Annotated in this window: 17 protein-coding genes and 1 tRNA gene; 14 read left to right on the forward strand and 4 right to left on the reverse strand. The window is 45.9% G+C overall.

Going from position 1 to position 14,426, the window contains the following annotated elements; genetic code table 11:
- Positions 1-61 precede the first annotated feature (61 nt).
- From ligA to nth, 5 genes are all read left to right on the forward strand, one after another.
- Positions 62-2,245: an NAD-dependent DNA ligase LigA gene (gene ligA, locus IEY13_RS26370; protein WP_188958114.1), complete on the forward strand. Its 2,184-nt coding sequence runs from the start codon at positions 62-64 to the stop codon at positions 2,243-2,245.
- A gap of 111 nt (positions 2,246-2,356) precedes the next feature.
- A complete protein-coding gene (gene eno, locus IEY13_RS26375) occupies positions 2,357-3,643 on the forward strand; it encodes a phosphopyruvate hydratase (protein ID WP_188958116.1) in 1,287 nt (428 codons plus the stop codon).
- 75 nt (positions 3,644-3,718) lie between these two features.
- Positions 3,719-4,030 (forward strand): FtsB family cell division protein, encoded by a 312-nt coding sequence (locus IEY13_RS26380; RefSeq protein ID WP_188958118.1) that lies wholly within the window; start codon positions 3,719-3,721, stop codon positions 4,028-4,030.
- A gap of 164 nt (positions 4,031-4,194) precedes the next feature.
- On the forward strand, positions 4,195-4,392 hold the full coding sequence (locus tag IEY13_RS26385; protein ID WP_188958121.1) for a hypothetical protein: 198 nt from the start codon (positions 4,195-4,197) through the stop codon (positions 4,390-4,392).
- 37 nt (positions 4,393-4,429) lie between these two features.
- The gene (gene nth, locus IEY13_RS26390) at positions 4,430-5,083 is read left to right on the forward strand and encodes an endonuclease III (RefSeq protein ID WP_188958123.1); all 654 of its coding nucleotides are present in this window, start codon (positions 4,430-4,432) and stop codon (positions 5,081-5,083) included.
- 115 nt (positions 5,084-5,198) lie between these two features.
- Here nth and IEY13_RS26395 read toward each other — a convergent pair whose 3' ends face one another.
- On the reverse strand, positions 5,199-5,849 hold the full coding sequence (locus IEY13_RS26395) for a tetratricopeptide repeat protein (protein WP_188958125.1): 651 nt from the start codon (positions 5,847-5,849) through the stop codon (positions 5,199-5,201).
- A gap of 106 nt (positions 5,850-5,955) precedes the next feature.
- On the opposite strand from IEY13_RS26395, the gene IEY13_RS26400 reads away from it, so the two are divergent.
- The 6 genes from IEY13_RS26400 to IEY13_RS26425 all read left to right on the forward strand — a co-directional run bounded on the left by IEY13_RS26400 (position 5,956) and on the right by IEY13_RS26425 (position 9,726).
- Positions 5,956-6,030: transfer RNA gene (locus IEY13_RS26400), tRNA-Arg, on the forward strand.
- A 136-nt stretch (positions 6,031-6,166) separates the two neighbouring features.
- A complete protein-coding gene (locus IEY13_RS26405; protein WP_188958127.1) occupies positions 6,167-6,580 on the forward strand; it encodes a ribosomal eL19 family protein in 414 nt (137 codons plus the stop codon).
- A gap of 51 nt (positions 6,581-6,631) precedes the next feature.
- A complete protein-coding gene (locus tag IEY13_RS26410) occupies positions 6,632-6,814 on the forward strand; it encodes a hypothetical protein (protein ID WP_188958129.1) in 183 nt (60 codons plus the stop codon).
- A 37-nt stretch (positions 6,815-6,851) separates the two neighbouring features.
- On the forward strand, positions 6,852-7,673 hold the full coding sequence (locus IEY13_RS26415) for a helix-turn-helix domain-containing protein (protein ID WP_188958131.1): 822 nt from the start codon (positions 6,852-6,854) through the stop codon (positions 7,671-7,673).
- Positions 7,674-7,714: 41 nt separating this feature from the next.
- Positions 7,715-9,286, forward strand: coding sequence for an FAD-dependent monooxygenase (locus tag IEY13_RS26420; protein WP_188958134.1), 1,572 nt, complete (start codon positions 7,715-7,717; stop codon positions 9,284-9,286).
- A gap of 26 nt (positions 9,287-9,312) precedes the next feature.
- Positions 9,313-9,726 carry a hypothetical protein gene (locus tag IEY13_RS26425; protein WP_188958136.1) on the forward strand — a complete coding sequence of 138 codons (414 nt, stop codon included), beginning with the start codon at positions 9,313-9,315 and terminating at the stop codon, positions 9,724-9,726.
- 24 nt (positions 9,727-9,750) lie between these two features.
- On the opposite strand, the gene IEY13_RS26430 is transcribed toward IEY13_RS26425, so the two are convergent.
- Together IEY13_RS26430 and IEY13_RS26435 are read right to left on the reverse strand one after the other, a co-directional pair.
- Complete coding sequence (locus IEY13_RS26430) at positions 9,751-10,743, reverse strand: acetamidase/formamidase family protein (RefSeq protein WP_188958138.1); 993 nt, start codon at positions 10,741-10,743, stop codon at positions 9,751-9,753.
- Between the two features lie 134 nt (positions 10,744-10,877).
- Entirely contained in the window at positions 10,878-11,747 is an 870-nt protein-coding gene (locus IEY13_RS26435; RefSeq protein ID WP_188958140.1) for a DUF808 domain-containing protein, read from the reverse strand.
- Between the two features lie 74 nt (positions 11,748-11,821).
- Between IEY13_RS26435 and IEY13_RS26440 the strand changes: the two genes are divergently transcribed.
- From IEY13_RS26440 to IEY13_RS26450, 3 genes are read left to right on the forward strand one after another with little or no spacing between them, the layout of a single operon-like run.
- Complete coding sequence (locus IEY13_RS26440) at positions 11,822-12,133, forward strand: hypothetical protein (RefSeq protein WP_188958142.1); 312 nt, start codon at positions 11,822-11,824, stop codon at positions 12,131-12,133.
- 57 nt (positions 12,134-12,190) lie between these two features.
- On the forward strand, positions 12,191-12,718 hold the full coding sequence (locus IEY13_RS26445) for a hypothetical protein (RefSeq protein ID WP_188958144.1): 528 nt from the start codon (positions 12,191-12,193) through the stop codon (positions 12,716-12,718).
- 33 nt (positions 12,719-12,751) lie between these two features.
- Positions 12,752-13,837, forward strand: a complete 1,086-nt coding sequence (locus IEY13_RS26450; RefSeq protein ID WP_188958146.1) for a hypothetical protein — start codon at positions 12,752-12,754, stop codon at positions 13,835-13,837.
- On the opposite strand, the gene IEY13_RS26455 is transcribed toward IEY13_RS26450, so the two are convergent.
- A complete protein-coding gene (locus IEY13_RS26455) occupies positions 13,823-14,323 on the reverse strand; it encodes a hypothetical protein (RefSeq protein WP_188958148.1) in 501 nt (166 codons plus the stop codon). The two genes, IEY13_RS26450 and IEY13_RS26455, sit on opposite strands and share 15 nt — an antisense overlap.
- Between the last annotated feature and the right edge of the window lie 103 nt (positions 14,324-14,426).

The raw sequence follows: 14,426 nt of genomic DNA on the forward strand, positions 1-14,426 counted from the left end.
TTTACACGTATTCCCTGCTTGCACAAAGGTAATTACCTTTAGCGCCCACAAATAACCGTCTATGTATTCTTCCGCGGAAACCAGAGCATTACAGGATAAAACAGAAGCACTTAAAGCAAAAAAAGAATTAGCAGTTGAGCAGTTGGAAGAATTAAGAGCGGTACTCCGGTTTCATGAATACCGGTATTATGTAGCCAGCGAACCGCTGATTGCAGATGCCGAATACGACCAGTTATACAAGCAGCTGGAAAAAATAGAGAAGGCGCACCCGGAACTGATTACACCCGATTCGCCCAGCCAGCGCGTAGGCTTGGGCCTTAGCAAATCCTTCCCTACCGTACAGCATCTGGTGCCTATGCTTTCACTGGAAAACTCTTACAACGCCGATGATCTGGTGGAGTGGGACCGGAAAGCACGCGAACTCTCCGGCCTGGAAACCATTGAATATTGTATTGAGCCAAAGTTTGACGGTGCCAGTATATCGCTCATATATGAAAACGATTTACTGGTGCGTGGTGTAACCCGTGGCGATGGCGTAGCGGGTGATGAAATTACCACCAACATACGCCAGATACGTTCTATACCATTATCTGCCCCCTTTTCTAAATATGGCATTCAAACCATAGAGATACGTGGGGAGATTATCATGACCAAGCAGTCGTTTGAAAAATACAACGAAAAGCTGGCAGAAAAAGGAGAAGCACCACTGGCCAATCCGCGTAATGCTGCCAGCGGCAGCCTGCGCATGAAAGACCCACGTGAAGTAGCAGAGCGTAACCTGGAAGCTTTTCTGTACCATGTAAGTTATTATACCACGCTGGACGGCTTTACCCTGGCCATAGACGGCAAAAGCAATGACGAGTTACCGGATGAAAACCTGAAAACCCAGGGCTCGTCCCTGCCTTCAGCAGACTCTCCGCTGGGTACACACTCCGGATCGCTGAAACTGTTGTGGGAATGCGGGTTCCGCTCGCCCCAGAAGGAGAAGCAGGTACTGAAAGGCATTGCGGAAGTAACCAGACACGTACATGATTTTGAGGTACTGCGCGATGAACTACCGTACGAAATAGACGGCATGGTAATTAAGGTGAACGACCTTACGCTGCAGGACCGGCTGGGCATGACCACCCACCACCCACGCTGGGCTATGGCTTATAAGTTTAAAGCACGGCAGGCCACCACCAAATTGCGGGCAATTGAGTTTCAGGTAGGCCGCACCGGTGCCGTTACGCCCGTAGCTAAGGTTGACCCCGTTTCCATCGGCGGCGTAACCGTAGGCAGCGCCTCTGTACACAACGAAGAATACATACGCGAAAAAGGCCTGAAAATAGGTGACACCGTACTGGTAGAACGTGCCGGCGATGTAATACCGCAGATTGTACAATGCATGCCCGACCTGCGTAACGGCAGTGAGGTGGATATTGCATTTCCACGCAACTGCCCGGTATGCGATAGTGAACTTACCAAAGAAGAAGCAGAAGCCGTATGGCGATGCCCCAATATAGAATGCCGCGCACAGGTGCTGGAAAGAATGATCCACTTTGTAAGTAAAGATGCCATGGATATACGCAGCCTGGGTGCTGCCAATATTCTGCGCTTTTACGAAGCCGGATTATTGAAAGATGTACCGGGTATTTACCAGCTGGACTTTGACGAAATAGCCAAACTGGAAAAGTTTGGAAAGAAATCTATCGACAACCTGCGCAGTGCCATTGAAGCCAGTAAAACCCAACCTTTACACCGCCTTATTTACGCACTGGGCATCCGCTTTGTAGGCGAAACCACTGCCAAAACACTGGCCAATGCGGTACACGATATACTGGAATTGAAAGATAAAACAGAAGAAGAATTACAGCAGCTGGAAGATGTGGGTGTAAAAGTAGCCCGCAGCATTTACGCGTTCTTCAGCAACGAGCAGAATATTCACATGCTGGAGCACCTGAAACAGCTGGGCGTGCAAATGCTCAACAATAAAAAAAGTGCGGTAGCGGCAGGCGCAGATACCCTGCACGGACAAACCTTTTTATTTACCGGCACCATGCCTACTCTTAAACGAAGCGAAGCCGAAGCCATGGCGGAGGCACACGGCGGTAAAATTGTAAGCGGCGTAAGCAGCAAACTGGATTACCTGGTGGTGGGCGAAGATGCGGGCAGCAAACTGGAGAAGGCTAAAAAAATCAATACCATTAAAATTATTGACGAAGCCACCTTTTTAAAACTTGTGGGCGAACAACCCGCAGAATAACAACCATTAACTAACAACGGTTAGGAGTATTTGCGCAAAAAAGATTGTTTATTTGCACCGCAAACGCAACCAATAACACGGTATTCTAAAACATTAAACCAATAATTAGTCATGAGCTACATTACCGACATCCATGCCCGTCAGATATTAGACAGCCGCGGCAACCCTACTGTAGAAGTGGACGTATTAACCGAAAACGGTCACCTGGGCCGTGCTGCTGTACCCAGCGGTGCTTCTACCGGTATTCATGAAGCGGTTGAACTGCGTGATGGCGACAAAAGCGTTTACGTAGGTAAAGGTGTTTTAAAAGCTGTTGAAAATGTAAATAGCATTATAGCTGAGCAACTGATTGGCTGGTCTGTAAACGATCAGGCTGGTATTGATGCCAAACTGTTGCAGATTGATGGTACTGAAAACAAAAGCAAACTGGGTGCAAACGCTACCCTGGCAGTATCTATGGCAGTAGCCAAAGCAGCTGCACTGGAAAGCAACCTGCCTCTGTACCGCTACCTGGGTGGTGTTAACAGCACTGTATTACCTATTCCTTTAATGAACATCCTGAACGGTGGTGTTCACGCTGATAACAAAATCGACTTCCAGGAGTATATGATTGTTCCTGTGGGTGCTACTACCTTCAGCGAAGGTTTACGTTGGGGTGTTGAAATTTTCCACCAGCTGAAAAGCGTGCTGAAGAAAAAAGGTTACAGCACTAACGTAGGTGACGAAGGCGGTTTTGCACCTGATATCCAGAGCAACGAAGAAGCTATTGAAACTGTACTGGCTGCTATTGAAGCTGCTGGTTACAAAGTAGGTACTCAGATTGGTATTGCACTGGACGCTGCCAGCAGCGAAATGTTCAAAGACGGCAAATACAAATTCTATAAGAGCAGCGGTAAAGAAATCACCAGCGATGAAATGGTGGCTTACTGGACTGAGTGGGTAAACAAATATCCTATTGTTTCTATTGAAGACGGTATGGCTGAAGAAGATTGGGAAGGCTGGAAAAAACTGACTGACGCTATTGGCGACAGAGTACAGTTGGTAGGTGACGATCTGTTTGTTACCAACACCAAAATTTTACAGCGCGGTATCAGCACAGGTACTGCTAACAGCATTCTGATTAAAGTAAACCAGATTGGTACTGTAACTGAAACTATCAATGCGGTACAAATGGCGCAGAACGCTGGTTACACTACTATCATGAGCCACAGAAGCGGTGAAACTGAAGATACCACTATTGCTGACCTGGCTGTAGCCCTGAACTGCGGACAAATTAAAACCGGTTCTGCTTCCCGTACCGACCGTATGGCTAAGTACAACCAGCTGATCCGTATTGAAGAGGCACTGGGTGCAAACGCAATTTACCCTAACGGTAAAGTACGTTTCTTCAACAAATAGTACTATCTCCATAGATATACCAATAGCCGGCCGATAACCATCGCCGGCTATTTTGTTTTTATATACCTTTACCCTATGATTAAACCGGCGGTTATTCTTTCTTTTCTCAAAAACAAATACGCTGTGTCGATAACTGCATTTGCCCTGCTGATGCTGTTTTTTGACCGCAACGATGTGTTTACGCAAATGGAAAGAAAGCGCCAGTTGAAAGATTTACAGGCCAGTAAGCGGTTTTATGTAGAAGAAATTGAGAAAACGAAAAAAGAACTGGCCGAACTGCAAAACAACCCCGCCGCACTGGAAAAGTACGCCCGGGAAAACTTTTTTATGAAGCGCGATAACGAGGACGTGTACATTGTGGAGTCGCCCGACGCCAAAAAAAAGTAAGCATACTTACAATATCGGAACGCAACTTCCGTTTAATTACTATTCGACTGCTTTTCATATCACCTTGTCACCTTATTACTATGCACAACAGCTGTACCACGGAGGATCTTTTGCAATATTTATACAACGATTTGCCTGCCGGAGAACGCACAAAAATTGAAGTTATGTTACAGGAAAACTGGGGCCACCGCGAAAAATTACAGGTTTTAAAGGAAGCTCAGGAACAATTGAATTACACGCCATTAGAAGAACCCCGCTCACAAAGTCTGCAAAACGTTCTGGACCATTTGTACAACAGCAATAAGCCGGAAAAACGTTCTTATACTACCTGGTATTCAAAACCTGCGGCTGATATGTTATAAGCCGGTAATTTCGTGTCTTGTTTTTATGTGATAGAATATGACACGAAAGGAAAAGTACCGCTTTGTAATCAACTATTTTGAGCAGCATGCACCCAATGCAGAAACGGAATTAATTTACGATAATCCTTTCCAGCTGCTGGTAGCCGTTATACTCTCGGCCCAGTGTACAGATAAACGGGTGAACTTAACCACTCCGGTGCTGTTTGCGCATTACCCCACCCCATACTCCATGGCGCAGGCCAGCTTTGACGAGTTGTTTCCTTTTATAAGAAGCATTTCGTACCCCAACAACAAAACCAAACACCTCATAGGCATGGCCAACATGCTTATACACGACTTTAAAGGAGAAGTACCTATGACGGTAGAGGAACTGGTAAAACTGCCTGGCGTGGGCCGCAAAACCGCCAATGTAATTACTTCTGTTATAGATGAGCAGCCGAACATGGCCGTAGATACGCATGTATTCCGTGTATCGCACCGGCTGGGCCTTACCTCACCTTCGGCCACCACACCGCTGGCCGTGGAAAAAGAACTGATTAAAAACATACCTACCGAACTGGTACATAAGGCACACCACTGGTTGATATTACACGGACGTTATATTTGCCTGGCCCGTACCCCCAAATGTGCGGAATGTGGTGTTACAGAAGTATGTAACTATTATAAGAAGCTGAATAAGGGCAGGAAATAACTCATTTGAATAACCAACTGCAATAAAGCATATTTCTGTATAACTATTTGCTTAAAATAAAGAAGCCGCCTCCATAACGGACGCGGCTTCTTTATTTTAAGCAATGCAACGGCTACTAGCCAGGCATGCGGGAAATATACTTTTCAATTTCTTTAATCTGGCTTACTACTTCTTTGGTAGTAGGTTTACAAGCCTTCGCCTTACGGAAGAAATCTTTTGCTGCTCTGAACTCACGCTTGTTCATAAAAATCTGACACATGCTAAGGTATGCAACCGCTTCGCTTTCTTTATCAGGAATACCCGCGCGGATGGCCTGACGGATATAGCTTTCGCCACCTTTCAGATCGCCTTTTTGCATAGCCATCATACCCAGCTGCAGCTTGTTGGCTCCTTCTGCTTCCGGCATAGGCGAACCCAGTTCGGAGCTTTTCTTCAGGTGCTTTTCAGCAGTTTCAAAGTCCTGCGACATCATGGCCAGGTTACCTTTTATGGTAAAGTACGTAGAACGGATAGGCTTATACAGCAGGTTGGGAAACCATACAGAATTCAGAATCTTTTCCACTTCTTCCACACGGCCCTGCTCCATTGGCTCCTGAATCAGGCGCAGCGGACCAATAAAAAAGTGACTGAACAGGGCAATCACACCCAGAAAATACAATAAGAATGCAGGCCAGAATCCGGCTGTTACGTTCACAGTCACCGCCAGCACAATAGCCAGTAAACCCAGCCAGAAACGGTATTTAATCAGGAGATTATAAAACTTCATACATCAATTTTCGAGCGGCAAAGATAGGGGGTTCATACAAACCTGAGATTTTTAGCATATAGAATGATGTAAACCATTATTTTTGCTGCCTGAAAAACGGTTTTCCGGTCCCGTAGTTCAATGGATAGAATAGAAGTTTCCTAAACTTTAGATACAAGTTCGATTCTTGTCGGGACTACCAGATACTCTTTAAGCTTTGAGCATGGCGCTCGAAGCTTTTTTTATGCGCCAAATGGAGCTTTATGCTTATCAGATTGATTATATGACAGATACGTAAGCAGCAGCTTCTTAACCGTTGGATTTTTTACAACATACAGATGAGTGGATGTTCTGCTCCGTTGAATGGAGCAGAACATCCGCTCAATAAATTGTCTGCTCCACTGAACGGAGCAGAACATCCGTCCGGCAAATTGTCTGCACCGTTGAACGGAGCAACTGCTCCACTCAGTAAATTGTCTGCTCCACTGAACGGAGCAGATGCACTGCCCGGTAAATTGCCTGCACCGTTGAACGGAGCAACCGCTCCACTCAATAAATTGTCCGCTCCGTTGAACGGAGCAACTGCCCCATCCGATAAATTGTCTGCTCCATTCAACGGAGCAACTGCCGCGCTCAATAAATTGCCTGCACCGCAGACCGGAGCAGTACATGCACTCCACTATTTTCAGGCACCATGGAAGCGCTTTTTAAAAGCATTGCCCCCAACAAACAGAGCCCGGCATTTTTCTTAGTATATTCAGAAGCAAACTAACTGCTATAAGAAACCCTTACACCTTACCCCCATGGGATTAAACATACTGATTGCTACAGACGCCGGCAAAGAGATACATGCGCACTACAACAGCACTACTATAAACGATAAACATAGCCTCAACCAACTTTGGCAGGATTTGGTAAACATGCAACGCTTTCTGAATTTTGCCAAAGAGAAGGGAGCAGGCACTGTTTACTTCCGGTATGGATAACCACTACATACATTGCCTGTATAGGTTACCTTTATGTATGCACTACCACCAGGAATTTGCACCGCCGGAAGCGCTGTGCGATACCATCAGATGCTTTTGGTACAACAGCACAGACTACCCAACAGAACTATCAGGTTTTGAAGTAACACCTGACGGCTATGCTGAAATTATTTTTCATTTCGGAAGTGGTTGCAGCATTGTACACAACGGCGTATTACAACCACTACCATCTCCCTTTATCATGGGTCTGCTCAATCAGCCCGTTCATTTCTACACACAAAACCGTTTGCAGATTATTGGCATACGATGTTACCCGTGGACGGTATTTGATTTGCTGGGGCTGCCCTCGGGCAAAGAACCCGTGCGCCAACTAGAGCACCCTGTAGCTCAGCTACACGCCACCTTACACAAATACATGGAGGCAGGCAACATAGCAGATGCGCTGGCCGAAGTACAGCAGTATTTTATACAGGCACGCGCGCAGGTGGCTATGGATAGCATGTTATTTAAAGCAGGGGTAGCCATGCGTAAAGCCAACGGTACTATGCCCGTAAGTAAGGTAGCAGCTGCAGCACATGCAACCGTACGTACGTTGGAAAGAAAGTTCAGGCAGTCATCCGGCCATACGGTTAAAGATGTATCCGGCCTTATGCGCTTTGAGCAGGTAAGGAACAGACTATGGTTGCATCCGGAATCTAACCTGGCAGGTCTGGCCCATGAAGTAGGTTATACCGATCAGGCCCATCTGAGCCGGGAGTTTAAACGTTACAGCGGTACCACGCCTGCTGCATTTGCACGCAAAGCGAAGAAAAGGCAACAATCTGTAAACGACCATTTTGTCGCGTTTATACAAGCCTGACGTAGCAGCATTCCGGAGTTTTGCGTATCAATATATTCAACATGAACGCAATACAGAAAAGCAACAACGCTTTACACAACCATACTATTTACGATGTTATTATATCTGGCGCAGGCCCTGTAGGTTTATTCCTCGCCTGCGAACTGGCGCTGGCCCAATGCACTGTGCTGGTGCTGGAGAAGGCAGACAACCCGCACTCACCATTAAAACAGCTACCGTTTGGTATACGCGGGCTTTCAGCACCCACTATTGAAGCCCTGCACCGCCGTGGATTATTACAGCAACTGGAACTACACAAGCACTTAAAAAATCCGCATATCGTTCCGGTTACTCGTCAAGGCGTACCACCCACACGCCAGGCAGGGCATTTTGCCGGTATCCCATTTCAGGAAGAAAACATAAACACTTCTCAATGGCCATACCGCCTGCCCAACGCAACCCCTCTTATTTTATTGTCTGAAATAGCAGAGCTGGAAACAATACTAACCCGCCGCGCAATAGCATCAGGCGTAGAAATAAAACGGGGGCTGCCCGTTACTGCTTTTCATCAGTCCGAAAACGAAGTAACTGTGTATTCAGACGATCAATCTTTTACAGGTAAATGGCTGGTAGGTTGCGATGGCAGCCGCAGTGTGGTTCGCAAGTTGGGAGGTTTTGAGTTTGCCGGTACAGAGCCGGAGTTTACAGGCTACTCCGCTCAGGTAACCATGGCTAATCCGGAACTGCTTCGCCCAGGCAGGAATGTAACAGAGAAAGGTATGTACCTGCAATCTCAACCCGGCTATATCATTATACAGGATTTTGATGGCGGAGCCTTTCACCATGCACAAACACCCATTACTGCCACACACTTACAGGAAGTACTGCGCCGTATTTCAGATACAGAGATAACTATCACCAACCTGCATATCGCCACTACCTGGACCGACCGGGCGCGACAAGCCACCGCCTACCGCAATGGACGGATACTGTTAGCAGGTGATGCTGCACATATCCACTCTCCACTGGGCGGGCAAGGCCTGAACCTGGGATTGGGCGATGCCATGAATCTGGGATGGAAGCTAGCCGCAACCATTCAGCAACAGGCACCCGAAAGCTTGCTGGACACCTACTATACAGAACGGCATTCCATTGGCGCACAGGTGCTCAACTGGTCACGTGCGCAGGTAGCTATTATGCGACCCGATGCACATGCCCGTGCATTGCACGCTATTGTCAGCGACCTGATAAATACCCGCGATGGAGCCAGCTATATTGCCGGAAGGGCATGGGGTGTTTTTACACAGTATTCACTGGAAGGTAGTCACCCACTTACCGGTCGCAGCGTTCCTGAGTTTGCATTTGAAAATGGCACCACTATCAGTAGTCTTATGCACGATGGTAAAGGCATGCTGATTGATTTTGATGACAACGCAGCACTGAAAACATTTGCCAGCGAATACAGCAGCCAGATAGAATATGTTTCCGGCACCGTGAAAGACCGGCTGTCTGTAAATGCCTTACTAATACGTGCTGACGGTATTGTTGCCTGGGCGTGTGACAAAGCGCCTGATTACAATGAATTAAAGGATGTTGCTAACCGCTGGTTTGTAAAACAAACAGAGAATGACTGATAGCAACAAAATATGGATATTTGGTGATGAAACTGGAATACCTTGATGACATTACTGACGGTGGCCGATACCCGGATGCAGACCCCGACAAGCTGATCCGGCTGTATGATTTTGATTGTACAGAAGTCAGGCAACTTCAGGAGGCTATCCGGTTACAGGTAATTTCCCACAACCATCCTCTCATGCTATCTTCTCTTCCCTTTATAACCGCTGTCAATTGTCAGCTTACACTCATACTAGCCTCAACAAATGAGGGTATCAGTGTTGCATCTGATAATAATGATTTTAAAGGCTTATTTACAATGGCTTCTTTCGAGGAAATGCTAGCCGTTATGGAGCCCTTTACCAACGAAAGCAGGAATAATTATGGCTATAACTGGCTTTATGACCCCGCAGATAGACAGATTGATCTGTTGTTATCGCCAGCTGGTGGCTGGTAATAAAACATTTGCCTTAATAAGGGACTAATCCTTACGTTGTATCTGCCCCAATATTGCCTTAGGAATTAAAGCGGCTACTTCTACTTTAGTGGCCGCTACTTTAGGTATACGGTATTCTATAACAGGCCCAATAACCTGACTGGCCTCCATAAGAGTGAGACTGTAACGTTGCTGTAGCCATACAAGTAAAGATTCAGTTGCCACTTTCAAAGATTTATCCAGAGAGGATTCTATTCCAAAAAACGTTAAATAGTCAGCGTTTTCTACCATCGGAACCTGTAAAGGGAAAGTATCTCTTTTCAGCACCTTTACAGAAAAGCTGAAGTCCATGGAAGTTTCCAGCGCATCGCCATTCAACTCACCATCACCCTGCGCGGCATGTCCATCGCCCAGATACAGTAATGCTCCCGAATGAAACACAGGAAGGTACACGGTTGCACCCGTGGTATTATAACAGAAATCCAGATTACCACCATAAGGGCCGGATGCACCTGTGCCGGTTTCTCCATCTCCCTCAGGAGCTACGCCTACACAACCGAGAAAGGGATGCAGCGGTATTGTCACATTCCGTAAACGCAGAATGGTATCTGCCGGGCTGCCGGTTAGCTTTTCCACATCAAGCTGCCATTTTACCAGCCTGGCAGAGCGCCAGGTATGTTTGGCAACGGCTTTGGGCAGCACTTTTGGAATTAAAGCATTAAGGGTAGTGGCGTAGTTTCGGCTGAGAGATACTTTATGCAATGTAACGGCCACTACATCTCCCACCTCAGCACCTTCAATGTAAAAAGGCCCTGTTAGCGGGTTGCCGCGTTGGGCTACTCTTGCACCATTCTTATCAAAACCTACTGCATCTACACTGGAGGTAATTACGGTATCGCCCTGCTTAATGCGCAATACCGGCACTGGGCGGGCAGAGAAAACATTGGAGTAATGTTGAGGCGTAAAACGAACGGACTGCTGGGCGAATATCCATTCATACTGGCAAAGCAACATGACTGTGAAAGCAAACCATTTCATAGTTGATACATGTATTGGCTTTTATGCGCAATAGCATTCTTTCACAAGTAAAAACAATCAGGCTAATTCTGCAAGTACAGGTAGAGAATTGTCCGGTCCGGCTATTGTGTTGCCGGAGTCCGGCATACCTGTTTTTATTTACGACCTGTTAGCTGATACAGCTTTTTACCTACGGTAAATACGGCCACCGCCACCAAACCAGCAATCACCCCCGTACCAAACTCCAATATCATAGCAGGCCATTGCGGAAGCGCATGATGCAGGTACTCAATATTATGAATAAAGATGCCACCGGAAACAAGAATTAATGCAATGGTGCCTATAAAGCCTAAGAATTTAATCACCACAGGCAGGGCTTTCACCAGTATATTTCCGAGCGCAGTGAGCCAGCCTTTGTTATCAGAATGTTTTATCAGCTTATATCCGGCGTCATCCATTCTTACAATCAGCGCTACTATGCCGTATACACCAATAGTAGCCAGCAAAGCTACAATGGAAACTACCAGTATTTGTATAGACAGGCTTTGTTCCATTACCGTACCCAGGGCAATAATTACAATTTCTACAGAGAGGATAAAATCCGTAGTAATGGCACTTCTGATTTTAGTTTTTTCTACAGCACCAGAACTCTCTTCATTCAGTTCTACGGCGTGTTGCGGGGCAGGGGTGCGGTGAAACAGGTATTCAATAATCTTTTCTACCCCTTCATAGGCCAGGTAAAACCCGCCTGCTATCAGAATGGCTTTAATGGCCACCGGAAAAAACGCATTCAGCAGCAGCGCCACCGGTATAATAATAAGCTTGTTCAAAAACGAGCCTTTTGTAATGGCCCACAGCACAGGCAGCTCGCGGGAGGCCAGAAAACCGGTTGCCTTTTCTGCATTTACTGCCAGATCATCCCCCAGTATACCTGCTGTTTTGCGGGTGGCCACTTTGCTGGCCAAGGCTACATCATCCATTAAAGCCGCAATATCATCAAAAATTGCAAAAAAGCCTGATGCCATAATTCTGTTATTCGTAGATGTTAATTCCTTCAACAAACATGCCTGCCTCAGTCTGTTTAGGTTACTTTTGAAAAATGTTAAACGATTTAACCGGAGACCAACTGCTGTTAGCTGATTACATGAGCTATATCTCTGAAGAAGGATATACAGCAGGATGGATGGAAAGCCTTGAATTTTCACTATGGAAGATTTTAATTGAAGGTGGAAAGCAGTATGGCAGGCATATTGTTACAGAGCAGGATATTGAACAGCTAAGATACCTATCCGAAAAATGCGGCTGTTGGATAGCATTCGATGATATACAGGAAGAAACTGCAATTGACTTGGAAAGCTGGAAAAAGATATATGACGAAAGAGTAAAGTCCGGCGCTCCAATAAGAGGCTAAGGAAACACAATTGTCGCCCCTTGAAGTAACGTTCATTTACACATAAACACCATTATTATGCACCTGTTTACGCGCGTTTTTCTTACGCTTCTCTTTACTGCCACCTTACTATCTACACGTAGCATTGCTCAGAACAAACACACTTCGGCTAGCGCAGATCAGGATGTTACTCCCATCCGTAATGAATTTAAGCGCATTAACACTTTGCCCTTGCAAAAGGAGCAGTTTACCTATGAAGTGGCGGGCTGCGTAGAAGAAGGAAAGGTGGTATGTTATTTCAGCAACAAAGCACTGGTTAAAATAGCAGAATCTGGCAGCATAGGAGATGGCAGTTGGGTACGGGAGTTTTATTACCGCAACGGCAAATGCATTTTCTGTTACGAGAAACTGGTAGGCGGGCCTGCGGAAGGGGCAGCTGTTACTACAGAGTACCGCTTTTATATAAAAAATGATAAGGCTGTGAAGTGTATGGAGAACAGCACTGTTATACCTGCCGATAGTAAATCAACGGAAATTATTACTATAGCACAGAATCTTTTACGTGCCTATCCTACCAAAGATTTTGGAGCGGCATTGTGCCAGTAGAACATTACGGCACACTCACTTTCATTGCAACAGATGAGAACATTTAAACGCACCATACGCAAAATGGCCTGGTTTCTTATACCCGCACTCATTGTATTGCTGGTGTACATATTACTGGCTTTTAAAAACGGTTACCGCATTCCGGATATTGACAAAGAGAGCAGCTGGAAGGCCTTTCCGGAAGGCAGTAATCAAAGTATATCCATAAAGCCTGTTGACAGCTTTTACGTCTGCAACCTGCAGGCCATACCCGGCACTGCCGATTATATGGTGTTTTACAATACAGATAGTGCCGGTTTTTACAACAGCAGCAATAACAGCATCAATAACCGCTTTGGCATTATTAATCAGCTGGGCGCTTTAAAAACAAGCTTTGCGCCAGACAAAACTATTTATTACGACGATACACGGATTATTCTACTGGATATGGGTAGTGGCGGGGAGCGAAAAGACTCCTGTAGCATATACTACCTGCCAACCGCAACCTTATCACAACATCCTGTACAAACCATTGAACTACCGGAATCGTTAGACCATTTTCTGCAAAAAGCACCTTCCGATACCACAGGATTTATTCAAAAGCACCAGAGTACATTCTTCCGCAACCTCCGGGGCTTGCAATGGTTTGAGGAGCACCCTATCTATCTTGGCAATCAGGATCGTAACCGGGGCTATTACCTGTTTACAGATACCATAGGCAATATTTACCGGCTGTCAGATTCTTCCAGTCATTACGATCTGGGGCTGCTTGCACCACAGACTGTTCATTACAACCTACCGGCATCCGCGTTTGTAAGCGGAGTTAAAGGTGCGGGCATTACTATAGCCCATCCACCTTCGCTTATAGATAATGATATCCGGTGCGGTTACACTGTAGGTTTGGGCAACCCCAATGGAAATGGTGGAGGCTTTTATTTTTTTGTAAACCACACCTGGCTGCATTATTATAAACTACGCGTAGGCAAAGCAGTTACCTGCTTTAAAGAAAAGGGGCCTGAAAAGGATGAAGCTTATATACGACTATTTCAGTTGAACACGCCATTGAATACACATGATCCGCTGGTACTAGTTGCTGCCAACCGCATCTGGCATCTTACAAACCAATCAGCGTTTCGTTAGCTTACCATTGGGCTGCAGCTGATAAACGGTTTGGGATTTTAAAGTACGTTTTCCTTTCTTTTCCACTTCCGTTACAATGGTAATTTTATACATGGCATCTATAGAAAAACGGGTATGTTCTTTTTCTTCATCGTTATCCGGTTCAAACCATAAACCTTCTACGTATTGCTTATCAACCAGTTTGTTACCCACAATGGTTGCCAGGTACCAGCGGTATTCAAAATCGCCACAATCCAAAGGAATCAGTATTACCCGTACGGTACCAAATCCGGGCAGGGGCAGGTAGCGTTTATCATCCTCGCCACATGCCAGATTACTCCAGCCTTTAATGGCGCAGGGCAGGTTTTTCAACACCACCTTATCAGGCTCATGCTTTTGATTATAGGGAAGCTTTAACGTGTTTGTGGGAAGGCAGGATTGTGCAGCAGCACGGCTACTTACTGCCAGCAGCAGCATACACAGGATACCGGTAAACAGGTGTTTCATTGTTTGAGTTGTTTAGGCAGAACAAATCTATCGTTTTTCAGGAAAAAATACAGTAAAGGCACTGCCATAGGGTTGTCAGCGGACAGATTTTACTTTGCATTAC

It is taken from the genome of Filimonas zeae (genome assembly GCF_014641615.1).
GTDB classification, from domain to species: Bacteria; Bacteroidota; Bacteroidia; order Chitinophagales; family Chitinophagaceae; genus Filimonas; species Filimonas zeae.

What these genes read in the sequence shown, in the direction of transcription:
- ligA (WP_188958114.1), top strand. Translation starts at nt 62, where the DNA reads ATGTATTCTTCCGCGGAAACCAGAGCATTACAGGATAAAACAGAAGCA.
- eno (WP_188958116.1), top strand. Translation starts at nt 2,357, where the DNA reads ATGAGCTACATTACCGACATCCATGCCCGTCAGATATTAGACAGCCGC.
- IEY13_RS26380 (WP_188958118.1), top strand. Translation starts at nt 3,719, where the DNA reads ATGATTAAACCGGCGGTTATTCTTTCTTTTCTCAAAAACAAATACGCT.
- IEY13_RS26385 (WP_188958121.1), top strand. Translation starts at nt 4,195, where the DNA reads ATGTTACAGGAAAACTGGGGCCACCGCGAAAAATTACAGGTTTTAAAG.
- nth (WP_188958123.1), top strand. Translation starts at nt 4,430, where the DNA reads ATGACACGAAAGGAAAAGTACCGCTTTGTAATCAACTATTTTGAGCAG.
- IEY13_RS26395 (WP_188958125.1), bottom strand. Translation starts at nt 5,849, where the DNA reads ATGAAGTTTTATAATCTCCTGATTAAATACCGTTTCTGGCTGGGTTTA.
- IEY13_RS26405 (WP_188958127.1), top strand. Translation starts at nt 6,167, where the DNA reads ATGAGTGGATGTTCTGCTCCGTTGAATGGAGCAGAACATCCGCTCAAT.
- IEY13_RS26410 (WP_188958129.1), top strand. Translation starts at nt 6,632, where the DNA reads ATGGGATTAAACATACTGATTGCTACAGACGCCGGCAAAGAGATACAT.
- IEY13_RS26415 (WP_188958131.1), top strand. Translation starts at nt 6,852, where the DNA reads ATGCACTACCACCAGGAATTTGCACCGCCGGAAGCGCTGTGCGATACC.
- IEY13_RS26420 (WP_188958134.1), top strand. Translation starts at nt 7,715, where the DNA reads ATGAACGCAATACAGAAAAGCAACAACGCTTTACACAACCATACTATT.
- IEY13_RS26425 (WP_188958136.1), top strand. Translation starts at nt 9,313, where the DNA reads ATGAAACTGGAATACCTTGATGACATTACTGACGGTGGCCGATACCCG.
- IEY13_RS26430 (WP_188958138.1), bottom strand. Translation starts at nt 10,743, where the DNA reads ATGAAATGGTTTGCTTTCACAGTCATGTTGCTTTGCCAGTATGAATGG.
- IEY13_RS26435 (WP_188958140.1), bottom strand. Translation starts at nt 11,747, where the DNA reads ATGGCATCAGGCTTTTTTGCAATTTTTGATGATATTGCGGCTTTAATG.
- IEY13_RS26440 (WP_188958142.1), top strand. Translation starts at nt 11,822, where the DNA reads ATGTTAAACGATTTAACCGGAGACCAACTGCTGTTAGCTGATTACATG.
- IEY13_RS26445 (WP_188958144.1), top strand. Translation starts at nt 12,191, where the DNA reads ATGCACCTGTTTACGCGCGTTTTTCTTACGCTTCTCTTTACTGCCACC.
- IEY13_RS26450 (WP_188958146.1), top strand. Translation starts at nt 12,752, where the DNA reads ATGAGAACATTTAAACGCACCATACGCAAAATGGCCTGGTTTCTTATA.
- IEY13_RS26455 (WP_188958148.1), bottom strand. Translation starts at nt 14,323, where the DNA reads ATGAAACACCTGTTTACCGGTATCCTGTGTATGCTGCTGCTGGCAGTA.